Source organism: Levilactobacillus brevis ATCC 14869 = DSM 20054, from assembly GCF_001433855.1.
Classification (GTDB): domain Bacteria; phylum Bacillota; class Bacilli; order Lactobacillales; family Lactobacillaceae; genus Levilactobacillus; species Levilactobacillus brevis.
In genome coordinates this window covers 49,154-67,329 of record NZ_AZCP01000002.1, presented here as the reverse complement: position 1 = coordinate 67,329, position 18,176 = coordinate 49,154, and the positions used below count along the sequence as shown (strand labels likewise).

Annotated in this window: 22 protein-coding genes; 21 read left to right on the top strand and 1 reads right to left on the bottom strand. The window is 46.3% G+C overall.

The genetic code is table 11. From position 1 onward, the window contains the following. The first annotated feature begins 1 nt into the window (after position 1). The 13 genes from FC61_RS03615 to FC61_RS03555 all read left to right on the top strand — a co-directional run bounded on the left by FC61_RS03615 (position 2) and on the right by FC61_RS03555 (position 9,479). A complete protein-coding gene (locus tag FC61_RS03615; RefSeq protein WP_011668313.1) occupies positions 2-490 on the top strand; it encodes a BMC domain-containing protein in 489 nt (162 codons plus the stop codon). A 16-nt stretch (positions 491-506) separates the two neighbouring features. Beyond that, complete coding sequence (locus FC61_RS03610) at positions 507-800, top strand: BMC domain-containing protein (RefSeq protein WP_269218794.1); 294 nt, start codon at positions 507-509, stop codon at positions 798-800. A gap of 28 nt (positions 801-828) precedes the next feature. Continuing rightward, positions 829-1,455, top strand: coding sequence for a phosphate propanoyltransferase (locus FC61_RS03605; protein WP_021742739.1), 627 nt, complete (start codon positions 829-831; stop codon positions 1,453-1,455). 20 nt (positions 1,456-1,475) lie between these two features. Next, positions 1,476-1,997 carry a PduM family microcompartment protein gene (gene pduM, locus FC61_RS03600; RefSeq protein WP_021742740.1) on the top strand — a complete coding sequence of 174 codons (522 nt, stop codon included), beginning with the start codon at positions 1,476-1,478 and terminating at the stop codon, positions 1,995-1,997. Beyond that, positions 1,979-2,251 carry a EutN/CcmL family microcompartment protein gene (locus tag FC61_RS03595; protein WP_035465031.1) on the top strand — a complete coding sequence of 91 codons (273 nt, stop codon included), beginning with the start codon at positions 1,979-1,981 and terminating at the stop codon, positions 2,249-2,251. Before pduM ends, FC61_RS03595 begins: the two co-directional genes overlap by 19 nt. Positions 2,252-2,266: 15 nt before the next feature. Further along, the gene (locus FC61_RS03590; RefSeq protein ID WP_011668308.1) at positions 2,267-2,842 is read left to right on the top strand and encodes a cob(I)yrinic acid a,c-diamide adenosyltransferase; all 576 of its coding nucleotides are present in this window, start codon (positions 2,267-2,269) and stop codon (positions 2,840-2,842) included. A gap of 3 nt (positions 2,843-2,845) precedes the next feature. Further along, positions 2,846-3,325 (top strand): GlcG/HbpS family heme-binding protein, encoded by a 480-nt coding sequence (locus FC61_RS03585; protein WP_011668307.1) that lies wholly within the window; start codon positions 2,846-2,848, stop codon positions 3,323-3,325. A 2-nt stretch (positions 3,326-3,327) separates the two neighbouring features. Then, positions 3,328-4,761 carry an aldehyde dehydrogenase family protein gene (locus FC61_RS03580; RefSeq protein ID WP_021742742.1) on the top strand — a complete coding sequence of 478 codons (1,434 nt, stop codon included), beginning with the start codon at positions 3,328-3,330 and terminating at the stop codon, positions 4,759-4,761. 3 nt (positions 4,762-4,764) lie between these two features. Next, entirely contained in the window at positions 4,765-5,886 is a 1,122-nt protein-coding gene (locus FC61_RS03575) for a 1-propanol dehydrogenase PduQ (protein WP_015473972.1), read from the top strand. Between the two features lie 157 nt (positions 5,887-6,043). Continuing rightward, entirely contained in the window at positions 6,044-7,231 is a 1,188-nt protein-coding gene (locus FC61_RS03570) for an acetate/propionate family kinase (protein ID WP_021742743.1), read from the top strand. An 18-nt stretch (positions 7,232-7,249) separates the two neighbouring features. Further along, complete coding sequence (locus FC61_RS03565) at positions 7,250-7,594, top strand: BMC domain-containing protein (protein WP_011668303.1); 345 nt, start codon at positions 7,250-7,252, stop codon at positions 7,592-7,594. 17 nt (positions 7,595-7,611) lie between these two features. Next, positions 7,612-8,676 carry an oxidoreductase gene (locus FC61_RS03560; protein ID WP_021742744.1) on the top strand — a complete coding sequence of 355 codons (1,065 nt, stop codon included), beginning with the start codon at positions 7,612-7,614 and terminating at the stop codon, positions 8,674-8,676. A 17-nt stretch (positions 8,677-8,693) separates the two neighbouring features. Further along, complete coding sequence (locus FC61_RS03555; protein ID WP_035465032.1) at positions 8,694-9,479, top strand: tyrosine-protein phosphatase; 786 nt, start codon at positions 8,694-8,696, stop codon at positions 9,477-9,479. A 175-nt stretch (positions 9,480-9,654) separates the two neighbouring features. On the opposite strand, the gene FC61_RS03550 is transcribed toward FC61_RS03555, so the two are convergent. Beyond that, complete coding sequence (locus FC61_RS03550) at positions 9,655-10,011, bottom strand: helix-turn-helix domain-containing protein (protein WP_015473968.1); 357 nt, start codon at positions 10,009-10,011, stop codon at positions 9,655-9,657. Positions 10,012-10,166: 155 nt separating this feature from the next. Between FC61_RS03550 and FC61_RS03545 the strand changes: the two genes are divergently transcribed. The 8 genes from FC61_RS03545 (at position 10,167) to rbsD (ending at position 18,136) form a co-directional block, all read left to right on the top strand. Then, positions 10,167-10,406 carry a helix-turn-helix domain-containing protein gene (locus FC61_RS03545; RefSeq protein WP_021742746.1) on the top strand — a complete coding sequence of 80 codons (240 nt, stop codon included), beginning with the start codon at positions 10,167-10,169 and terminating at the stop codon, positions 10,404-10,406. Between the two features lie 315 nt (positions 10,407-10,721). Next, positions 10,722-11,411, top strand: coding sequence for a deoxyribose-phosphate aldolase (deoC, locus tag FC61_RS03540; RefSeq protein WP_011668298.1), 690 nt, complete (start codon positions 10,722-10,724; stop codon positions 11,409-11,411). Positions 11,412-11,442: 31 nt separating this feature from the next. Continuing rightward, positions 11,443-12,630 carry a phosphopentomutase gene (locus FC61_RS03535; protein WP_035465033.1) on the top strand — a complete coding sequence of 396 codons (1,188 nt, stop codon included), beginning with the start codon at positions 11,443-11,445 and terminating at the stop codon, positions 12,628-12,630. A 30-nt stretch (positions 12,631-12,660) separates the two neighbouring features. Further along, positions 12,661-13,368 carry a purine-nucleoside phosphorylase gene (gene deoD, locus FC61_RS03530; protein WP_021742749.1) on the top strand — a complete coding sequence of 236 codons (708 nt, stop codon included), beginning with the start codon at positions 12,661-12,663 and terminating at the stop codon, positions 13,366-13,368. A gap of 65 nt (positions 13,369-13,433) precedes the next feature. Next, positions 13,434-14,393 (top strand): sugar-binding transcriptional regulator, encoded by a 960-nt coding sequence (locus FC61_RS03525; protein ID WP_035465035.1) that lies wholly within the window; start codon positions 13,434-13,436, stop codon positions 14,391-14,393. Between the two features lie 36 nt (positions 14,394-14,429). After that, on the top strand, positions 14,430-15,728 hold the full coding sequence (locus FC61_RS03520) for a pyrimidine-nucleoside phosphorylase (protein ID WP_011668294.1): 1,299 nt from the start codon (positions 14,430-14,432) through the stop codon (positions 15,726-15,728). A 160-nt stretch (positions 15,729-15,888) separates the two neighbouring features. Further along, positions 15,889-17,406 (top strand): gamma-glutamylcysteine synthetase, encoded by a 1,518-nt coding sequence (locus tag FC61_RS03515; protein ID WP_035465036.1) that lies wholly within the window; start codon positions 15,889-15,891, stop codon positions 17,404-17,406. 334 nt (positions 17,407-17,740) lie between these two features. Next, on the top strand, positions 17,741-18,136 hold the full coding sequence (gene rbsD / locus FC61_RS03510; protein WP_011668292.1) for a D-ribose pyranase: 396 nt from the start codon (positions 17,741-17,743) through the stop codon (positions 18,134-18,136). The last annotated feature ends 40 nt before the right edge of the window (positions 18,137-18,176 follow it).

Sequence of the window (18,176 nt, the reverse complement as noted above, 5' to 3'; positions counted from 1 at the left end):
GATGGACGCAATTGGATATCTAGAAACTACCGGGTTGCCAGGTGCCATTGTTGTGGCGGATAAGATGCTCAAGACGGCAGCGGTTAACCTAGTAGGGTTAGAAAACACCAAGGGTGGTGGCTGGGTAACAGTCATCATCAGTGGTGATGTAGCGGCCGTTTCGGTGGCGATAGAAACTGGGAAGCAAACGGTTGGAACGGATTATGTCAGTTCAACTGTCTTAGCTAACCCAGCACCGGGAATTAGCGATTTAAGCCAAAATCCGATCTTCGCGCCAGTACCAGAAACGTCCACAAATGAAGAAACACCGCAACAACCGCAGGTCACTGACGTCGCCCCTGAGGCGCCAGCAGAGCCCACGGTAACCAAGGATGAAGCTGAGGCCACTTGTAACTTATGTGGAGATCCTAAGTGTCCACGGAAGTTAGGCGAGCCACGGAAGAAATGCCTGCATTATCAAGAACTATTTGGCAAAAACAAACAGAGCTAACTATTAGGAGGAAATTATTATGAATAACGCATTAGGTATGATCGAAACCAAGGGTTTAGTTGCCTCAATCGAAGCGGCAGATGCCATGGTTAAAGCAGCAAACGTTGAAATGATGGGTCAAGAAAAGATCGGTAGTGGTTTGGTAACGGTCATGGTTCGTGGTGACGTTGGTGCCGTTAAAGCCGCCGTTGATGCTGGGGTTGCCGCCGCTGAAAACATTGGTGAAGTCCAAAGCTCATTCGTTATTCCTCGTCCACACGCAGAAGTTGAAAACATCTTACCTAAGACGAGCAAACCAGCTGCAAAATAATTTTTAATGAATAAGGGTGGCACTAACTATGGATGAAACAGCTTTACGAGCGTTAGTTCAACGTATTATCAAAGAAGAATTGGATCCCGATCGTATTCCGATCGGTGTTTCCAACCACCACATTCACTTGACAGAGGCGGATTTTAATACGCTGTTTCCCAATCAAGAAATGACGGTTTTGAAGCCGTTGAAACAGCCTAAGGAATTTGCGTCAAAGCAAACGGTGGATATTGTCGGACCTAAGGGAACGATTAAACATGTGCGGGTCTTAGGACCTTGTCGGGCACACTCACAAGTTGAAATTGCCCGTTCAGAAGCTCTGAACATTGGTGTACCAGCCCCAATCCGTCTATCTGGTCATTTGGATGGGGCGCCATCGGTTAAGCTGGTGACACCAGATGGTGAGGTCACGGTTCAAGGCGTTATCATTGCCAAGCGGCATATCCACATGAGTAATGAAGACGCTAAACGTTTCGGTGTTAAGTTGGGCGATACGGTTTCCGTTGAAGTTCAGTCACAAGATCGGCGGACTATCTACAATGACGTTATTTGTCGGCCACGAGAAGATTTTGTGTTGGAAATGCACATTGATACGGACGAAGCGAATGCCGCTAATGTTGATGGCAACACGTTCGGTAAAATTGTGAAAGCGTAAGGCGTTAAGCGAAATTTTAGATGAAGTTGGTGATCGAAGTGGAACCGTTAGTGGCGCAAGTCCTAAATAAACTTAAGCGACGCGAGCAGCAGACGTACCACTGTACCTATGATCGCACGGCGGCAGCGCCCTCAACACAAGTCTTTTTGGACAATGCAACCGTTACGGTGGCCAATGTCTCGATTGAACTGATTCATGCGCTGTATGGCATGAACGTTGATAATCAATGGGTTGCCTGGGTGTTACAAGGGATTGATTATCAGGTGGATTTTCAATTCACTATCAACGAGTTAGCCATTAACTTTATTCCCCGAAGCATGTTGTTAGACTGGCCGTTACTTTTTGTAACTCCCCAGTCACAACCGATTAAGGCGGTGTATCCGCGCTTGATTTCCCGTTCAGTGTTGGCAGCTTTACCGGATAAAACGATTGTGGTGGTTACGCCGCAACAGCGATTAACGGATGAGGCCAGTACTGTACGTGCGGTGAAGCAGATGAAACTACAAATGAGGACTGATGAAGAATGTATATGGCAAAAGTAATTGGTAGCGTCGTGTCGACGCAAAAGGATCCGTCCTTAGTAGGCCGGAAGCTGATGATTGTCCAACCCGTTAATTCCGATGGGCAAGCCGTTCGTCATCAGGAAGTTGCAGCTGATTCTGTTGGTGCTGGGGTTGGCGAGTACGTGTTACTCGTTCGTGGTGCTGGTGCCCGTCGTGCTAATCGCAACGAAGAGGCGGCGCGTGATGTCAATGATTGTTCGATCGTTGGGATCATTGATCGCTTTGATAAGTAGAGGGGGGATAGCAAGATGCCAATTTACACAAAAGGCGGAGACAAAGGTTCAACGAGTTTATATGACGGTACACGGGTGAGAAAAGACTCCTTACGAGTTGACACTTACGGGACGTTTGATGAGCTCAATGCCAATGTTAGCCTGGCAGATAAGTTCTGTGTGAAAGCCGAGAATAAAGCCATTCTACAGAAGATTGAGTACAAGATGTTCTTTCTTCAAGGTGAAATTGCCACACAGACTGCTGGTAAATTTAATGCCAACAGTCGGGTGATTACCGATGATGATGTGACTATGTTAGAACAGGTGATTGACCGCTACACGGCTGAATTACCTAAAGTCACCAGTTTTATTTTACCGGGTGCCAGTTTGGCTGGAGCACAGTTGCATATTTGCCGAACGGTTTGTCGACGAGCGGAGCGGATGTTTGTCCGATTTTCGACGGATGTTGAGGTTCGTCCCGTCCTTGAGCGCTACGTGAACCGTTTATCCGATTTCTTTTACATCATGGCCCGTTCAGAGGACTATGAATATCAAGTCAATGAGCTAACTGATCAGGTGATGAAACGGTATGCTCAAGCAGTGGGGCGATAAAAAATGAATGAAGAACAATTGAGTCAGATTATTCGCGATGTAATTGCCAAACAAGGAGGCACAACGATGAACTTATTTGATCGTCATATGATGGAAAAGGTAATTGATGCTGCGGTAGCCCGTGCTGATGAATTAAAGGTTGGGGTCACGATTTGCATCATGGACCAGGCAACGGTACCACAGATGTTATATCACATGCCAAATGCAAACTTGGTCAGCTCCACACTAGCTCCTAAGAAGGCTTGGTCGGCAATCGCTATGAAGGAACCAACTAAAGAAATTAGCAAAGACATCCAACCAGGTGCGCCATTGTACCAAATGGAAACCATGTTAGATGGTAAGTTGGTCTCATTCCCTGGTGGTATTCCATTAGTCATCAATGGTACGGCCATTGGTGCTATTGGGGTCAGCGGTGGTCTGATCGAAGAGGATCAATCAATTTGTGAGGCAGCCGTCGCCGCCTTTTTAAAGGAGAGTAAATAGGCATGAACACAGAAAACATTGAACAAGCCATCCGTAAAATTTTGAGTGAAGAACTTAGCAATCCTCAGTCATCAACGGCCACCAATGCGACCGTTCCCGGCAAAAATGGGATCTTTAAGACGGTCAATGAAGCCATTGCGGCCACAAAAGCGGCGCAAGAAAACTACGCCGACCAACCAATCTCAGTTCGGAACAAAGTGATTGATGCGATCCGTGAGGGTTTCCGGCCATACATTGAGGATATGGCTAAGCGGATTCATGATGAAACTGGCATGGGAACGGTTAGCGCGAAAATTGCCAAACTCAATAACGCCCTTTATAACACACCCGGTCCAGAAATTCTGCAGCCAGAAGCCGAAACCGGTGACGGTGGACTGGTTATGTATGAATACGCGCCATTTGGTGTCATTGGTGCCGTTGGTCCTAGTACCAACCCCTCTGAAACGGTGATTGCCAATGCCATCATGATGTTGGCTGGTGGGAATACGTTGTTCTTTGGTGCCCATCCAGGTGCTAAGAACATTACCCGTTGGACGATCGAAAAATTAAACGAATTGGTAGCTGATGCAACTGGGTTACATAACTTAGTCGTTTCACTGGAAACGCCTTCAATTGAATCCGTGCAAGAAGTTATGCAACATCCTGACGTTGCCATGCTGTCAATCACTGGAGGGCCTGCTGTTGTCCACCAAGCGCTTATCAGTGGTAAGAAGGCGGTCGGTGCCGGTGCTGGTAACCCGCCTGCAATGGTGGATGCAACTGCCAATATTGCTTTAGCAGCCCACAACATTGTTGATTCAGCAGCCTTTGATAATAACATTCTCTGCACGGCCGAAAAGGAAGTTGTCGTTGAAGTCGCTGTCAAGGATGAACTCATCATGCGGATGCAACAAGAAGGGGCCTTCTTGGTTACCGATTCTGCCGATATTGAAAAATTAGCGCAAATGACCATTGGGCCTAAGGGCGCACCAGATCGGAAGTTTGTTGGTAAAGATGCCACCTACATTTTGGATCAAGCAGGAATCTCTTACACCGGGACACCAACACTGATTATTCTTGAAGCAGCTAAGGATCATCCGTTAGTAACGACAGAAATGTTGATGCCAATTTTGCCAGTCGTTTGTTGCCCTGACTTTGATAGCGTTTTAGCAACGGCTACAGAAGTTGAAGGTGGGTTACACCACACGGCTTCCATTCATTCCGAGAATTTACCACACATCAATAAGGCAGCGCACCGGTTGAATACGTCAATCTTCGTGGTTAATGGCCCAACTTATTGTGGGACTGGTGTTGCGACGAATGGTGCGCATAGTGGGGCTTCAGCCTTAACGATTGCCACACCAACGGGTGAAGGAACGGCAACGTCGAAGACTTACACGCGCCGGCGCCGGCTTAACTCGCCAGAAGGGTTCTCATTACGGACTTGGGAGGCTTAGAGTATGGAAAAATTTTCACTCGCAACAACCATCTATTCGGGTAATGATAGCCTAGAACGGTTACGGTTGCTAAAAAAAGAAACTATTTTTATGGTATGCGATGCATTTTTGCCGGATACGCCCACGTTGAAACGGATCTTGTCAGAAATCGGTGATACTAATCAAGTGACCATCTTCTCTGATGTGAAGCCTGATCCACCATTGGCTAACATCATTGAAGGGGTCAAACAATTTGTCCCACTCAAGCCAACTATTGTGATTGGGATTGGTGGCGGCTCAGCTATTGATACCGCCAAGGGAATTCGCTTCTTTGGTGAAAAGTTGTTGAAACAAGACATCCACAAGTTTATTGCCATTCCAACGACGAGTGGAACTGGATCAGAAATTACGCAACACTGTGTGCTGTCGGATCCGGAACACCAACAAAAGTACCCCATTATGGAAGACTTCTTGCGGCCAGACGAAGCATTGTTAGATCCACAATTGGTGATGACGGCGCCTAAGAGTGTGACGGCATACTCTGGCTTGGATGTGTTGACACATTCGCTGGAATCACTAGTTGCGGTTGATGCCAACACGATTACGGATGGCTTGGCCGAAAAGGGTGTCGATGTTATAACGCATGATTTGGTAACTTGTTACCGGCATGGTGATGATGAGGCGGCTCGTAAGCGCGTGCACGAGATTTCTTGTGCCGCCGGAATTTCTTTCAGTAATGCCGGCCTAGGTATCTGTCATTCGATTGCTCACCAACTTGGGGCAAACTTCCATGTGCCTCATGGATTAGCTAATGCGATGCTCTTGCCATATGTGGTGAGCTACAATGCTAGCAAGTCTAAGGTCGCTTGTGCTAAGTACGCACAGGCCGCCCGTAAAGCTGGATTGGCCTCTCAAGGTATGGGTGACCGAGTTGCGGTTCGACGCTTAATCAGTTGCATTCGGCAAATGATGTTACAGATGGATTGTCCTCGGACCCTGCAAGCCTTTGGCATTGATGTCAAAGACGCTGCAGCTAAGGTCGATGTGATTGTGGCTAATGCCAAAAAGGATGCCACCTTCCCTGGTAATCCAGTTGTGCCATCTGATGATGATTTAGCTGAAATTTACCAACATGTGATTAAGTAGGACAACCTAACTTAAACGTTTAAATAAGAACCGTCATCAATCGGGGAGTTACAATGCCAGGTACTTTGGGTATTGTGGCTGCCCGCTTGGTGTAACGGTGGGTGATAGACGACTGATTCGTCGTCAAATACGTCAGTTTAGAGAGGAATAGGACCTTATGTCAGAGAAAATTCTAGCCATCAATTCCGGAAGTTCATCCCTGAAGTTTAAGCTATATATTATGCCAGCTGAGACGGTACTGGTTAGTGGTCAAATCGAACGGATTGGTCAGCCTTCAAGTGAATTTTCCTACACGATTGCGGGTAAGAAAAGTAAGCTTGCACAACCGATGAAAGATTATGAGACAGCTATTCAGACGGTCATTGAGACGTTATTAGCGAGTCATGTAATTGAGAGTAAGCATGAGATTATTGGCGTTGGTCACCGAATCTCGCATGGTGGACGGTATTACACCAAGCCAGTTATCGTTGATGAGGATGTTAAAGCCAAAATTGATGAACTAGCAGTTTTATCACCATTGCATAATCCGGTAAATTTATTGGGGATTAAAGCCTTTGAAAAGCTGTTGCCGGACGCTACAGAAGTGGCGGTATTTGATACCTCATTTCACCATACCATTCCTGCGAAAGCGTATATGTATGCCTTGCCGTACAGCTATTATAAAGATCATGGTATTCGGCGTTATGGATTTCATGGGCCATCTCATGAGTATATTGCCGAAAAGGCTGCTGAATTGTTTGGTAAGCAGCAAACCCATCGATTGATTTCGTGTCATTTAGGCAATGGTGGTAGTTTAACGGCGATTCTCGATGGTCAGTCAGTGAACAGTTCTATGGGCTTTACGCCACTGGCTGGTATTGTGATGGGAACCCGCTCTGGGGATATTGATCCGGAAATCATTCCATTTATTGAAGAAGAATTCCAGATGGATTCCCATGCCGTTCGGGAAATGTTAAACCATGACTCTGGCTTACAAGGACTTTCCGGTATCTCAAACGACATTCGGGACCTAGATGAGGCGGCCAAACAGGGTAATCAACGCGCGCAACTGGCCCTTGATGTATATGCTCATCAGATTCAACAGTATATTGGTGCCTACACGACTGATCTAGAGGGACTGGACACACTGGTCTTTACAGCGGGTATCGGTGAACATTCTGCATTGGTTCGTCAGATGGTCTGTGAGCGACTGGGTTATTTGGGAATCAAATTGGATCCAGAAAAGAATGCGGCTAACGCATTAAGCATTGAGGCGGCAGACAGTCGGGTCAAAGTGGCCGTTATTCCAACTGATGAGGAAATTGTGATTGCTCGCGATGTTATGGCCTTACTTAAAGAAGCATGAAAGAAGGAGGCGCGCCAGATGACGAGACAAATTGATCGAACGATTCAAGAATACGTGCCGGGGAAGCAGGTGACGTTAGCTCATATCGTTGCCAACCCCACGGCGGATATTTACGAGAAATTGGGAATTCAGACGCCTAAAAACGCGTTGGGAATTTTAACCATTACGCCTAGTGAGGCGGCGATTATTGCTGGTGATGTGGCAACTAAATCAAGTAACGTTAAGCTGGGATTTATTGATCGGTTTAGTGGATCCGTCGTCGTTGTTGGTGAAGTGTCAGAGGTAGAAGCGGCCTTGCGCGACGTGGTTGAGACTTTGCATAGTCTATTAAACTTTGATGTTCCTGAAATAACGCGGACGTAAATTTAGGAAGTGAAACGATGCATAGACAACAAGATTATGACCATCCGGTCCAATTGGGACAGCAATTAACTCTGCGAAATGGCTATTGCTTAGCACCATTGTCGACGCAAACAGCGCTGTTTAATGGTGAAGTTAGCCGAAACGATTGTTATTTCCATCAGCAACACGCCAAGTACGTGGGGCTTGATATTGTGGGGTCAGCCTACGTTGCCGTTAATGGATCCACTGCAATGGGCTCAATTAGTGTGGCCGATGATCAAAAGATTCCAGGACTGCGGCAACTCGCAACGACGATCCAGCGAACAGGGGCCAAAGCTATTCTACAGTTAGTGCATGCTGGACGAATGACTAATCCGGTCATAACTCAAGGCACCGCCGTTGTTGCGCCCAGCACTATCCAAGCCACACATGGGGCCGGTGGGCTTCCTGAAACGCTCACTGCTCAAGCGATTGACACCATTGTGGATCAATTTGGCGCAGCAACGCAACGGGCGATCTTGGCCGGATTTGATGGTGTTGAGTTGCATGGGGCTAATGGATTTCTGCTACAACAGTTTTTATCGCCCTTATCCAACCGGCGAACGGATGCGTTTGGTGGTACTCTAGAAAACCGGTTGCGAGTGCCTTTGATGGTGGTTAAACGCGTTTTACAGGTGGCTAAGCAAGCATCGCAGCCCTTTGTCGTGGGCTACCGTTTCTCACCGGAAGAGGTGGAATCTGGGGGGCTCAGTTTAGTGGACAGTCTGGTATTAACCCATCTATTGAGTCACTTACCACTGAGCTATTTAAGTCTGTCGTTGCGGCGTTACAATCAGCAACCAGTTACGATTAAGTCAACGAAAACGGTGGTTGATCTCATTGCGGCTGAAACAACGTTACCATTAATGGTGGCCGGCCATATTCGGACGGCTTCAGACGTCCAAACAGTTGCGGCGGTAGCAAGATTAGTCGCGATTGGGCGACCATTAATGGTTGATCCACACTGGCCACTCTTCTTTCGGCAGCCCGAACGGTTGAAGACTACGCGCGAAGTTACGGCGGCTGAGGTGGGGATCACCCAGCAATTGTTTCACTACCTTTGACGGAAGGAGGAACCCACGTGCCTAGAAAAGTTTTACAATTAGATGGTGGTTTTAATTTTCGGGACTTAGGTGGGTATCCAAGTGCCCAGCAGACAACGGTAAAATGGCATCGCTTAATGCGGGCAGCTCACTTGGCAAACTTAACGGCCGCTGATTGCCAGCAACTGGAAGATCTTGGTTTTAAGCTAGTGGTTGATTTACGATCGACCGCCGAGGCCCAACAATTTCCCGACCAATTGGGACCCCAAATGCGACGAATCCATCTGCCTGTATTTGATAATGATGAGACGGAGAGTGCTGCTTCAACGGCGCAAATTCAGCGCTTATTTGCGCGTGATCCGTTGGGGGGGTATCATCGCATGTTGCGCGTCTATCGTCGCTTAGTGACGTCACCACAAGCCCAGCAGGCCTATCACGAGCTATTTGCCTTGTTACTGGCGACTCAGGGAAAGACGGGGGTTATCTTTCATTGTTCGGCAGGCAAAGATCGTACCGGGATGGCAGCGATGCTAATTCTACGAGCACTGGGTGTGCCACCGCAACGAGTTATGGCTGATTATTTATTGACAAATTCAGCGTCAACGGCGCATATCGCCCAACGAGTTGCGGCGGTAGCACCGGGTCCACGACAACAGAATTTTCAGCAATCGGTTCGTGATTTGGCGAGTGTCCAACTGGATTATTACCAGCAAGCTATGGGCTTAATCGATTATGAATACGGCGGTATGACCGCCTATTTACGTGATACGCTTAAGTTAACTGCGACAGATGAACAAAAATTACGGCACTGGTACTTAGCTTAAATGAAAAAGAAGCGACACATTGTCATGATTGACTGTGTGTCGCTTCTTTTTCGATAGACCGAAACGATATTCCTTATAAATGGTTTAAGCAGGATCGATATTTATCAATTTGCAACTTGATGTTCAAACCCAACACCTTAACGGGCAGAACCGGTTACGTTTAAAATGAGAGACGTTAAGACTGTCGTCGTTGTTCGGTTAATTGTTCTTGCGCCACGTGTAAGACAATCTGTTGTCGGTTAGGGGATAACTGTTTGTATAAATCCTCAATGCCAGGCTGTTTTTCAAACAGATGATCATCAAATCGGGGATCAATCGCGGACTTGGGCATGTTCAAGGCGTCGGCTAGGCGTTGGACGTTTCCCGGGCTTGGTGTTGAACGTTGCGCAAAATACCCCGAAATGGTGGAGGTTGGAATTCCTGATTTGGCCCCTAACTCAGCTTGTGTCATGCCCCAACTTGCGGACTTTAAATTCTGAGCGATGATGCGGCGGATATGTTTTTCAAATGCTGATAATTCATGGCGGGGCACAATGGTTCACTCCTTTTTATTGAAATAGTGTAAAAGCTCAATATCGTCATTATAACGAATCACAGTCAGACAAGCAAATTAGATGTACAGTAAATCATTGACAAAACGAATAAACTCGTTTATGATATAAAAGTGTTTGTAAGGAGGCGTTTGTGATGGATAAGGTGCAAATTACACTGGAGGCCGCACGCCATAATGCGGGCTACTCACAGAAACAGGCTGCTGCACATCTGGGAATCCACTACCAGACGCTGGCTGCTTGGGAGCGAGACAGTTCGAATGTGGGCATTAAAACCATCGAGCGACTATCGCAGCTTTATCAAATCCCGAAAGATTACCTTTTTTTTGGTAATAAAAACGAATTTATTCGTTCTTTGCGGCAACAGGCTAATTGATTAGTGGCAACGATTTACCGCAAGAAAGCGGCGGGACTTCGGTAAACTACGGAAGATATGGGGATCGACTCATATCTTTTTTTGTGAATAAAATAAAAATTAGCGGGTTAATCATTGGTGATAGACATTAAGCTGATATTGAACTAACCTATTATTGACGGGAAAAGAATGAATAGTTTTAGGGAAAGATGACCGGGGACTTACGGATATTTGCTTGTGAAAAAACAATCAGTTGAACAAAAATTCATAATAACGCTTTACATTTGTGCGAAGATTCGGTATGCTGATGTTGATAAATGAAAGGGGTTTCATATTATGACATTAACCACAGAACAATTAGCGAAGTACATTGATCACACTAATTTAAAGGCAGATGCAACTGAAGCAGATATCAAGCAAACTTGTGACGAAGCTAAGAAATTTAATACGGCTTCGGTCTGCGTAAACTCCTATTGGATTCCGTTTGTTACTGAGCAATTAAAGGGAACTGACGTTAACCCAATCGCTGTCGTTGGTTTTCCACTAGGGGCCATGGCAACGGAAAGTGAAATCTTTGAAGCCACGACAGCCATCGATCAAGGGGCCGAAGAAATCGATATGGTCTTGAACGTAGGTGAATTAAAAGGCGGTAATGATGAGAAGGTCTTGGCAGACATTCAAGGTCTAGCTGATGCAGTCCACGCTAAGGGTAAAATTCTAAAAGTTATCTTGGAAAATGCGTTGTTAACGAAGGATGAAATTGTCCGGGCTTGTCAGTTGAGTGAAAAAGCAGGTGCTGACTTTGTTAAGACGTCCACTGGGTTCTCAACATCAGGTGCTAAGGTTGAAGACGTTAAGTTGATGCGTGAAACAGTTGGCGATCGCTTAGGCGTCAAGGCTTCCGGTGGTATCCACAGTCGTGAAGAAGCCTTAGCTATGATCGATGCTGGTGCCAGTCGGATGGGTGTCAGTGCAACCGTAGCCATCTTAACGGGTGACGACAGTCATGCTAAAGCTGGTTACTAGAATCTAATTTGTGAAAGCGGGGAATACGGATATGAAGTTCAAGCGTGTTTTTGGTTTAGTTATGGATTCAGTTGGTGCAGGAGCAGCACCGGATGCAGATAAGTTTGGCGATGAGGGTGCTGATACTTTAGGGCACGTTGGTCACCATTTTGCTGGAAAACTGGCATTACCTAATCTAGCCAAAATCGGTTTATCTAACTTGCGGGAAACACCAATCGAGGGTGTACCGGTGGCTGATGATCCTCATGCCTATTATGGCAAGATGCGGGAGATTTCGGCTGGTAAGGATTCAATGGATGGTCACTGGGAAATGATGGGGTTACCTGTTCGTAAGGCATTGAGTACATTCCCTAACGGCTTCCCCGCTGACATCATCACAAAATTGGAAACGTTTTCTGGACGTAAAGTGATCGGTAACCGACCAGAATCAGGGACCAAAATCATTGCTGAGCTAGGCGAACAACAGATGAAGACCGGCGACTTGATTGTCTACACGTCCGGAGATTCTGTGTTACAGATTGCGGCACACGAAGACGTGATTCCATTGGCGGAACTCTATAAGATCTGTGAATATGCGCGTTCATTAGTCAATGGACCGGAATACTTGGTTGGCCGGATCATTGCTCGGCCATACGTTGGGCCAGATGCAGACCACTTTACGCGAACAGCAAACCGGCGTGATTTCACGTTGGAACCAACTGGTGAGACTGATTTGGATCGGTTACAAGCAGCCGGTGTTCGGGTAGTTGCTGTTGGTAAGACCAACGACATCTTCTCTGGTCATGGGATTGATGAAGCTTACCACAATGAAAGTAACATGGATGGTATGGATCACGTTGATCACGTCATGACTGAAGACTTTACCGGTTTTTGTTTCATTAACTTAGTTGACTTTGATGCGATGTATGGTCATCGGCGGAATCCCGATGGGTTTGGTCAAGCATTGATGGACTTTGACCAACGCTTGGGAACGGTATTGGCGAACATGCATGATGATGACTTGTTAATGATTACTGCCGATCACGGGAACGATCCAACTTATACGGGGACGGATCACACCAGAGAACAAGTGCCATTATTAGTGTACTCACCAAGCTTCAAGCAAGGTGGTAGCTTAGGTGTTCGTTCACCATTTGCTGACTTTGGTGCGACCGTTTTGGATAATTTCGGTGTTGCCGGTAACCATGAAGGACACAGTTTCTTAGCAGAATTGAAGTAGTCGAGACAACCACTTTAGGAGGAACAAATTATGAGTAATCATTTGGAAGCCAAAATGGGCGATATTGCAGACACGGTCTTATTGCCAGGTGATCCACTGCGGGCTAAGTATATTGCAGAAACCTTCTTAGAAAATCCAGTTTGCTACAACACGGTTCGAAATGCCTTTGGGTATACCGGAACGTACAAGGGCAAACGAATCTCGGTTCAAGGAACCGGGATGGGGATTCCATCGATTTCAATTTATACCAATGAGTTGATTAGTGAATATGGTGTTAAGACCTTATTCCGGGTGGGAACCTCCGGTGGGATGAGTCCCGATGTTCATGTTCGTGACGTTGTCCTAGCGCAAGCAGCCTCAACCGACTCCTCAATTATTCATAACACGTTCGGTGGTGGTATCTACTACGCAGCTATTAGTGATTTTGGTTTGTTAGATACAGCCTATCATGTTGCACAGGATCTGAAGATTCCAGTTCGAGTTGGGAATGTGCTGGCCGAAGACCGGTTCTATAACGATGAAATGGATCGTCAAAAGCTGGTCGATTACGGGGTTATTGCGACAGAAATGGAATCAACAGCCCTCTTTATGTTAGCAGCGAAGTACCATGTTCGGGCATTATCGGTGTTGACGATTAGTAACCACCTGATGACAGGCGAATCAACAACGCCAGAAGAACGGGAAAAGTCATTTAACGATATGATTAAGGTTGCCTTAGATACGGCTGCTAAAGCGTAATGAAAACGCGGGAACGGGGACCCCGCGACCGCGTTTTTTAATGAGATGTTTAAGGAGAGATGATAATGGCGGAGACCACGGCTGAACGGTTGGGACAAGCCCTGACCGTGGCAAAGATGTACTATCAGGCTGACCAAAGTCAAAGCCAGATTGCTCAACGAATGGGAATTTCACGGCCAACGGTATCTCGGTTGCTACAGTTTGCCCGAGAACAAGGGTTGGTTCGTATCCAAATTGTTGATCCCGTACAAGACGTTCAAACCTTGGAGCGGGCATTGACGCGGGCCTATGATGTTGAGGTTCATGTTGTGGCGACGCAATTGACGCCCGTCAATGATGTACTAACGATGGTGGGTGAATACGCCGCACACTACTTGGAACAGATTGTTCATGAGCATGATGTGATTGGTATCGGTTGGGGGAAAACAATCTATGCGATTGGTTCGAGCCTACAACCAGATACGTTAACCGGGGTAGAAGTCATCCAACTGAAGGGGAGTGTGAGCTACTCGACGGAACAGACCTATGCGTATGAAAGCATTGACGCCTTTGCCAATGCCTTTCATGCGGTGCCACAGTATTTGCCGTTACCCGTGATCTTTGACCACCAACAAACTAAGGAATTGGTGGAAGCGGAACGACATATTCAGTATTTGCTAGCACTTGGCGAGAAAGCCAACATTGCGATTTACTCTGTGGGAACGGTCCGCAGTAATGCACTGGTTTTTCAGTTGGGGTATTTACAGGAAGCAGAAAAAGAAGCGTTGCAACAGCAGGCTGTCGGAGATATCTTTTCTCGCTATATTGACGAGCAGGGCCAAATTGTTAATCCAGAATTGAACGAACGGACGATTGGCATTGACCTGGATAGTCTAAAGCAAAAAGAGCATTCGATTTTAGTGGCGGCTGGTGATGCCAAGGTGCCGGCTGTTAGAGCAGCGTTGCTTGGCGGTTACCCTAATTGTCTCATTATCGATCAACATGCAGCGGCACAACTACTAAAGCTCACAACGCCAGACCAATAGGCAATAGAGCGGTTTAAGAAATGGAGCGATCTAACGATGAGAATGGTTGATATTATTGATAAGAAACGTAATGGTGGCGAGCTAACCCAAGAAGAAATTCAGACGTTTGTGGATGGCGTCGTTTCAGGAGAAATTCCAGATTACCAAACGAGTGCGTTCTTAATGGCCACCTATTTTAAAGACATGACGGATGCTGAACGCTCCGAGTTGACCATGGCAATGATGAAGTCGGGCGATCATTTAGATTTATCGAGCATTCCCGGATTGAAAGTTGATAAGCATTCAACCGGTGGTGTTGGAGACAAAACCAGTATTCCATTAGCACCAATCGTTGCGGCCTTAGGAATTCCAGTGCCGATGATCTCTGGTCGGGGATTGGGGCATACTGGTGGAACGTTGGACAAATTGGAAGCGATTCCAGGCTATCAAGTTGAAATCAGTGAGAGTGACTTCTTAAAACAAGTTCGCGATCAAGGTTTGGCAATCGTTGGGGCAACCGGAAATATTGCCCCCGCTGATAAGAAGATTTATGCCTTACGGGATGTGACGGACACCGTTGATTCAATTCCATTGATTGCCAGCTCAATTATGAGTAAGAAGATTGCCTCAGGCACCGATGCGTTAGTGATTGATGTGAAGACTGGTGCCGGTGCGTTCATGAAGACACTGGACGATTCACGGAAGTTAGCTAAAGCGTTAGTGGGGATTGGTAAGGGCGTTGGAATGGATTGCATGGCCATCATCTCCGATATGAACCAACCACTAGGTAACGCGATTGGCAATGCTCTGGAAATTAAAGAATCCATTGACTTACTAAAGGGCCAAGCCCCTGCTGATATCACTGAATTAGTGATGACCTTAGGTGCCCACATGGTTGTCATGTCCGGCAAGGCTGATGACTTGGAGACGGCCCGTGCGATGTGTGAAAAGACCATCACTGACGGTTCTGCCTTACAGAAGTTTGGTGATATGGTCGCAGCACAGGGCGGTGACCGGAACGTGATCGATCATCCTGAAATCATGCCACAAGCGAAATTCAAGATTGAACTGCCAGCGAAGACGAGTGGTGTCGTTAGCAAGGTTGAAGCTGATGAAATGGGAATTGCTAGCATGTTGCTCGGTGGTGGTCGGCAAAAAGCTGATGACCAATTGGATTACGCAGTTGGTATCATGATGAACAAGAAGGTTGGCGACCCGGTTAAGGCGGGCGAATCTCTGTTGACCATCTACAGTAATCGTGAGGATGTTGCTGATATTAAACAACGACTCTATGACAATATTGAAGTGCGTGACACGGCGGAACCATTTACGTTAATTCACGAAACGATTCGGTAATGTTTCAATAAGGGCATGCCCAGACTGTAAAAGTCCGGCATGCCTTTTGGTATTTCCCCATCGTAAAAAAAGGCGGACAATATCAGTGACAATTCTAGTAATCTTGTTTACACTTTAAAGTAAACTTAGTTTGATTGAGACTCAGGGGGAGGTTACCGCCATGTTAGATCACTTATTAACGGTTATTCGCGAAGAACATTTAGCGGAACAACTGTATCACAGTCTTGTTGGCTTAGAAATTGAGGAGCACCGAATTGATCAGCATGGGCGATTGAGCCGACGCCCGCACCCGCGCCAATTGGGATCACGGACGATTCATCCGTACTTACAAACGGACTTTACAGAAAGCCAGTTAGAGGTGATTACTGATCCCAACCCCAATATCGGGGGGACATTAGATCAATTAGACACATTACAAACAGTGGCTTATCGCTCGTTGGCTGGGGATGATCGAATCTGGCCACTGAGCATGCCGCCTAAATTAGATGAGACAGATTTGCAATTTGTTCGGAATCATTTTGAACGACCGGCAATCAAGCCCTATCGGGAACATTTGATTCATAAATATGGACTCAAGCATGGGTGTATGACTGGCGTTCACGTAAATTATAGTTTACCAGATCCCGTGATTCATCGGCTTTACAGCCATTACACACAAGAATTTCCAACATTAGTCGCATTTAAGAATGCTTTATATTTTCGACTGGCCCAAAACTTTGTGCGTTATCAGTGGTTATTGACCTATTTGTTTGGCGCAAGTCCTATTGCTGAGGCGGGGTTCTTCGATCCGGTACCAGCGGAGTTACAACATCCCGTCCGTAGTATTCGAAATAGTCGATTTGGCTTCGTTAATTTGCCACAAGAACAGGTGGGGTATGAGTCACTGCCGGGACATTTGGCACAACTCCAAGCGATGATTGATGCGGGAACGTACTTTTCCGCCCACGAATTTTATGGTCCAGTTCGACTAAAGGGCCAGACCTCGGCGCAGAATTTTCTAACGGGGGGTATTCGTTATTTGGAACTGCGTGATTTTGATAACACGCCGTTTACCCCGAATGGTGTGAGTCGTCATGCATTGTATTTCTTGAAATTCTTCATGATCTACCTGTTAACACAGTCTTTGCCAGAGAATATCGCATCGGCGTTGGCAACGGCCCGGCTTAAAAACCAAACGGTCGCGTTAGAAGGTCCGTTGCAGGCCACACAGTATCAGGCAGAGGGTGAGCAAATCTTTGCAGCGATGCGTGAGATGGCAAAGCAACTCAATGCTCATACGGAACAGTGGGAAAATATTGATGACTTAGAGGAAGTTTTGATGCATCCGGAATTAACGCCAGCAGCCAAGCTAGTGGCCAAGATGCATGAGGGGAGTCTTATGAAGTTCGGTCAGGCGGTAGCACGCCAATGGTATCATGAGCGGATTAGTGCGCCAACCTTACTGCCCCGGTTAACTCAAGTTACCGCGGCGACTCAGCGGTTTGTCATGGCAGCATTACAAGCCGGTGTACGATTTTACCAGGTTAGGGATGAAGATGGCGCCGACCTGCTGATGTTTACGTTTGCTGGGGTAACCCAAGTGTTGCAAGAGCGGGATATGCAAGTTGGTGATCCCAATCAACGTCTTCATGAGTTATTTCCTGATTTACCAAGTGGTGACCAGGGGGCTATCGTGTGACCGTGTTAGAGATGAAAGGTGAACCTTAACGGGTTCACTTTTTTTGGCTTAAATTGAAAAATAAGATGAAAACAAGTCGTGTCAGTCATTCAGAGGGGCATTTAAATGATCATTTTCACAAATCTCAAAAAAATATTGTAAGCCCTTTAATTTTGTGATAAAGTAATTTCTGTTGTTGAAATGATCCTGATTTAAGGGTTGTATTACAGTAAGTAAATCGATTTACGCATTTTCGAGTGACGCTTAAGATAAAGTATCTACTTGTTTAGTGGTGTTTATTGAAAGGGATTACACGCTCGTTAGTGATCAAAGAAAGATAAAGGAGAAGATTGAGATGAAAAAAACGACGGTTATCAATTCAGAATTATCCACGGTTATCGCTGGTATGGGACACATGGATTGGTTAAGTATTGGTGATGCTGGTATGCCAGTCCCAATGGGTACCCAAAAGATTGATTTGGCTCTAACTAAGCAATTGCCTAGTTTTCAGGATGTTTTGAAGAATGTTTTAAGTGAATTGGCGGTTCAAAAGATTTATTTAGCCGAAGAAATTAAGACTCAGAACCCAGAACAATTGGCGGCCATTCAGGCTTTACTTCCAGATGTCGAAGTTGCTTTTGTCCCACATAGCCAATTGAAGCAGGATTTGGCAAAAACGCATGCCTTTGTCCGGACTGGCGAAATGACCCCATTTTCGAATATTATCCTAGAATCTGGCGTGACTTTTTAGGCGATGTAAAACGTTTTACGCTTTGAATTAGACAATAAAG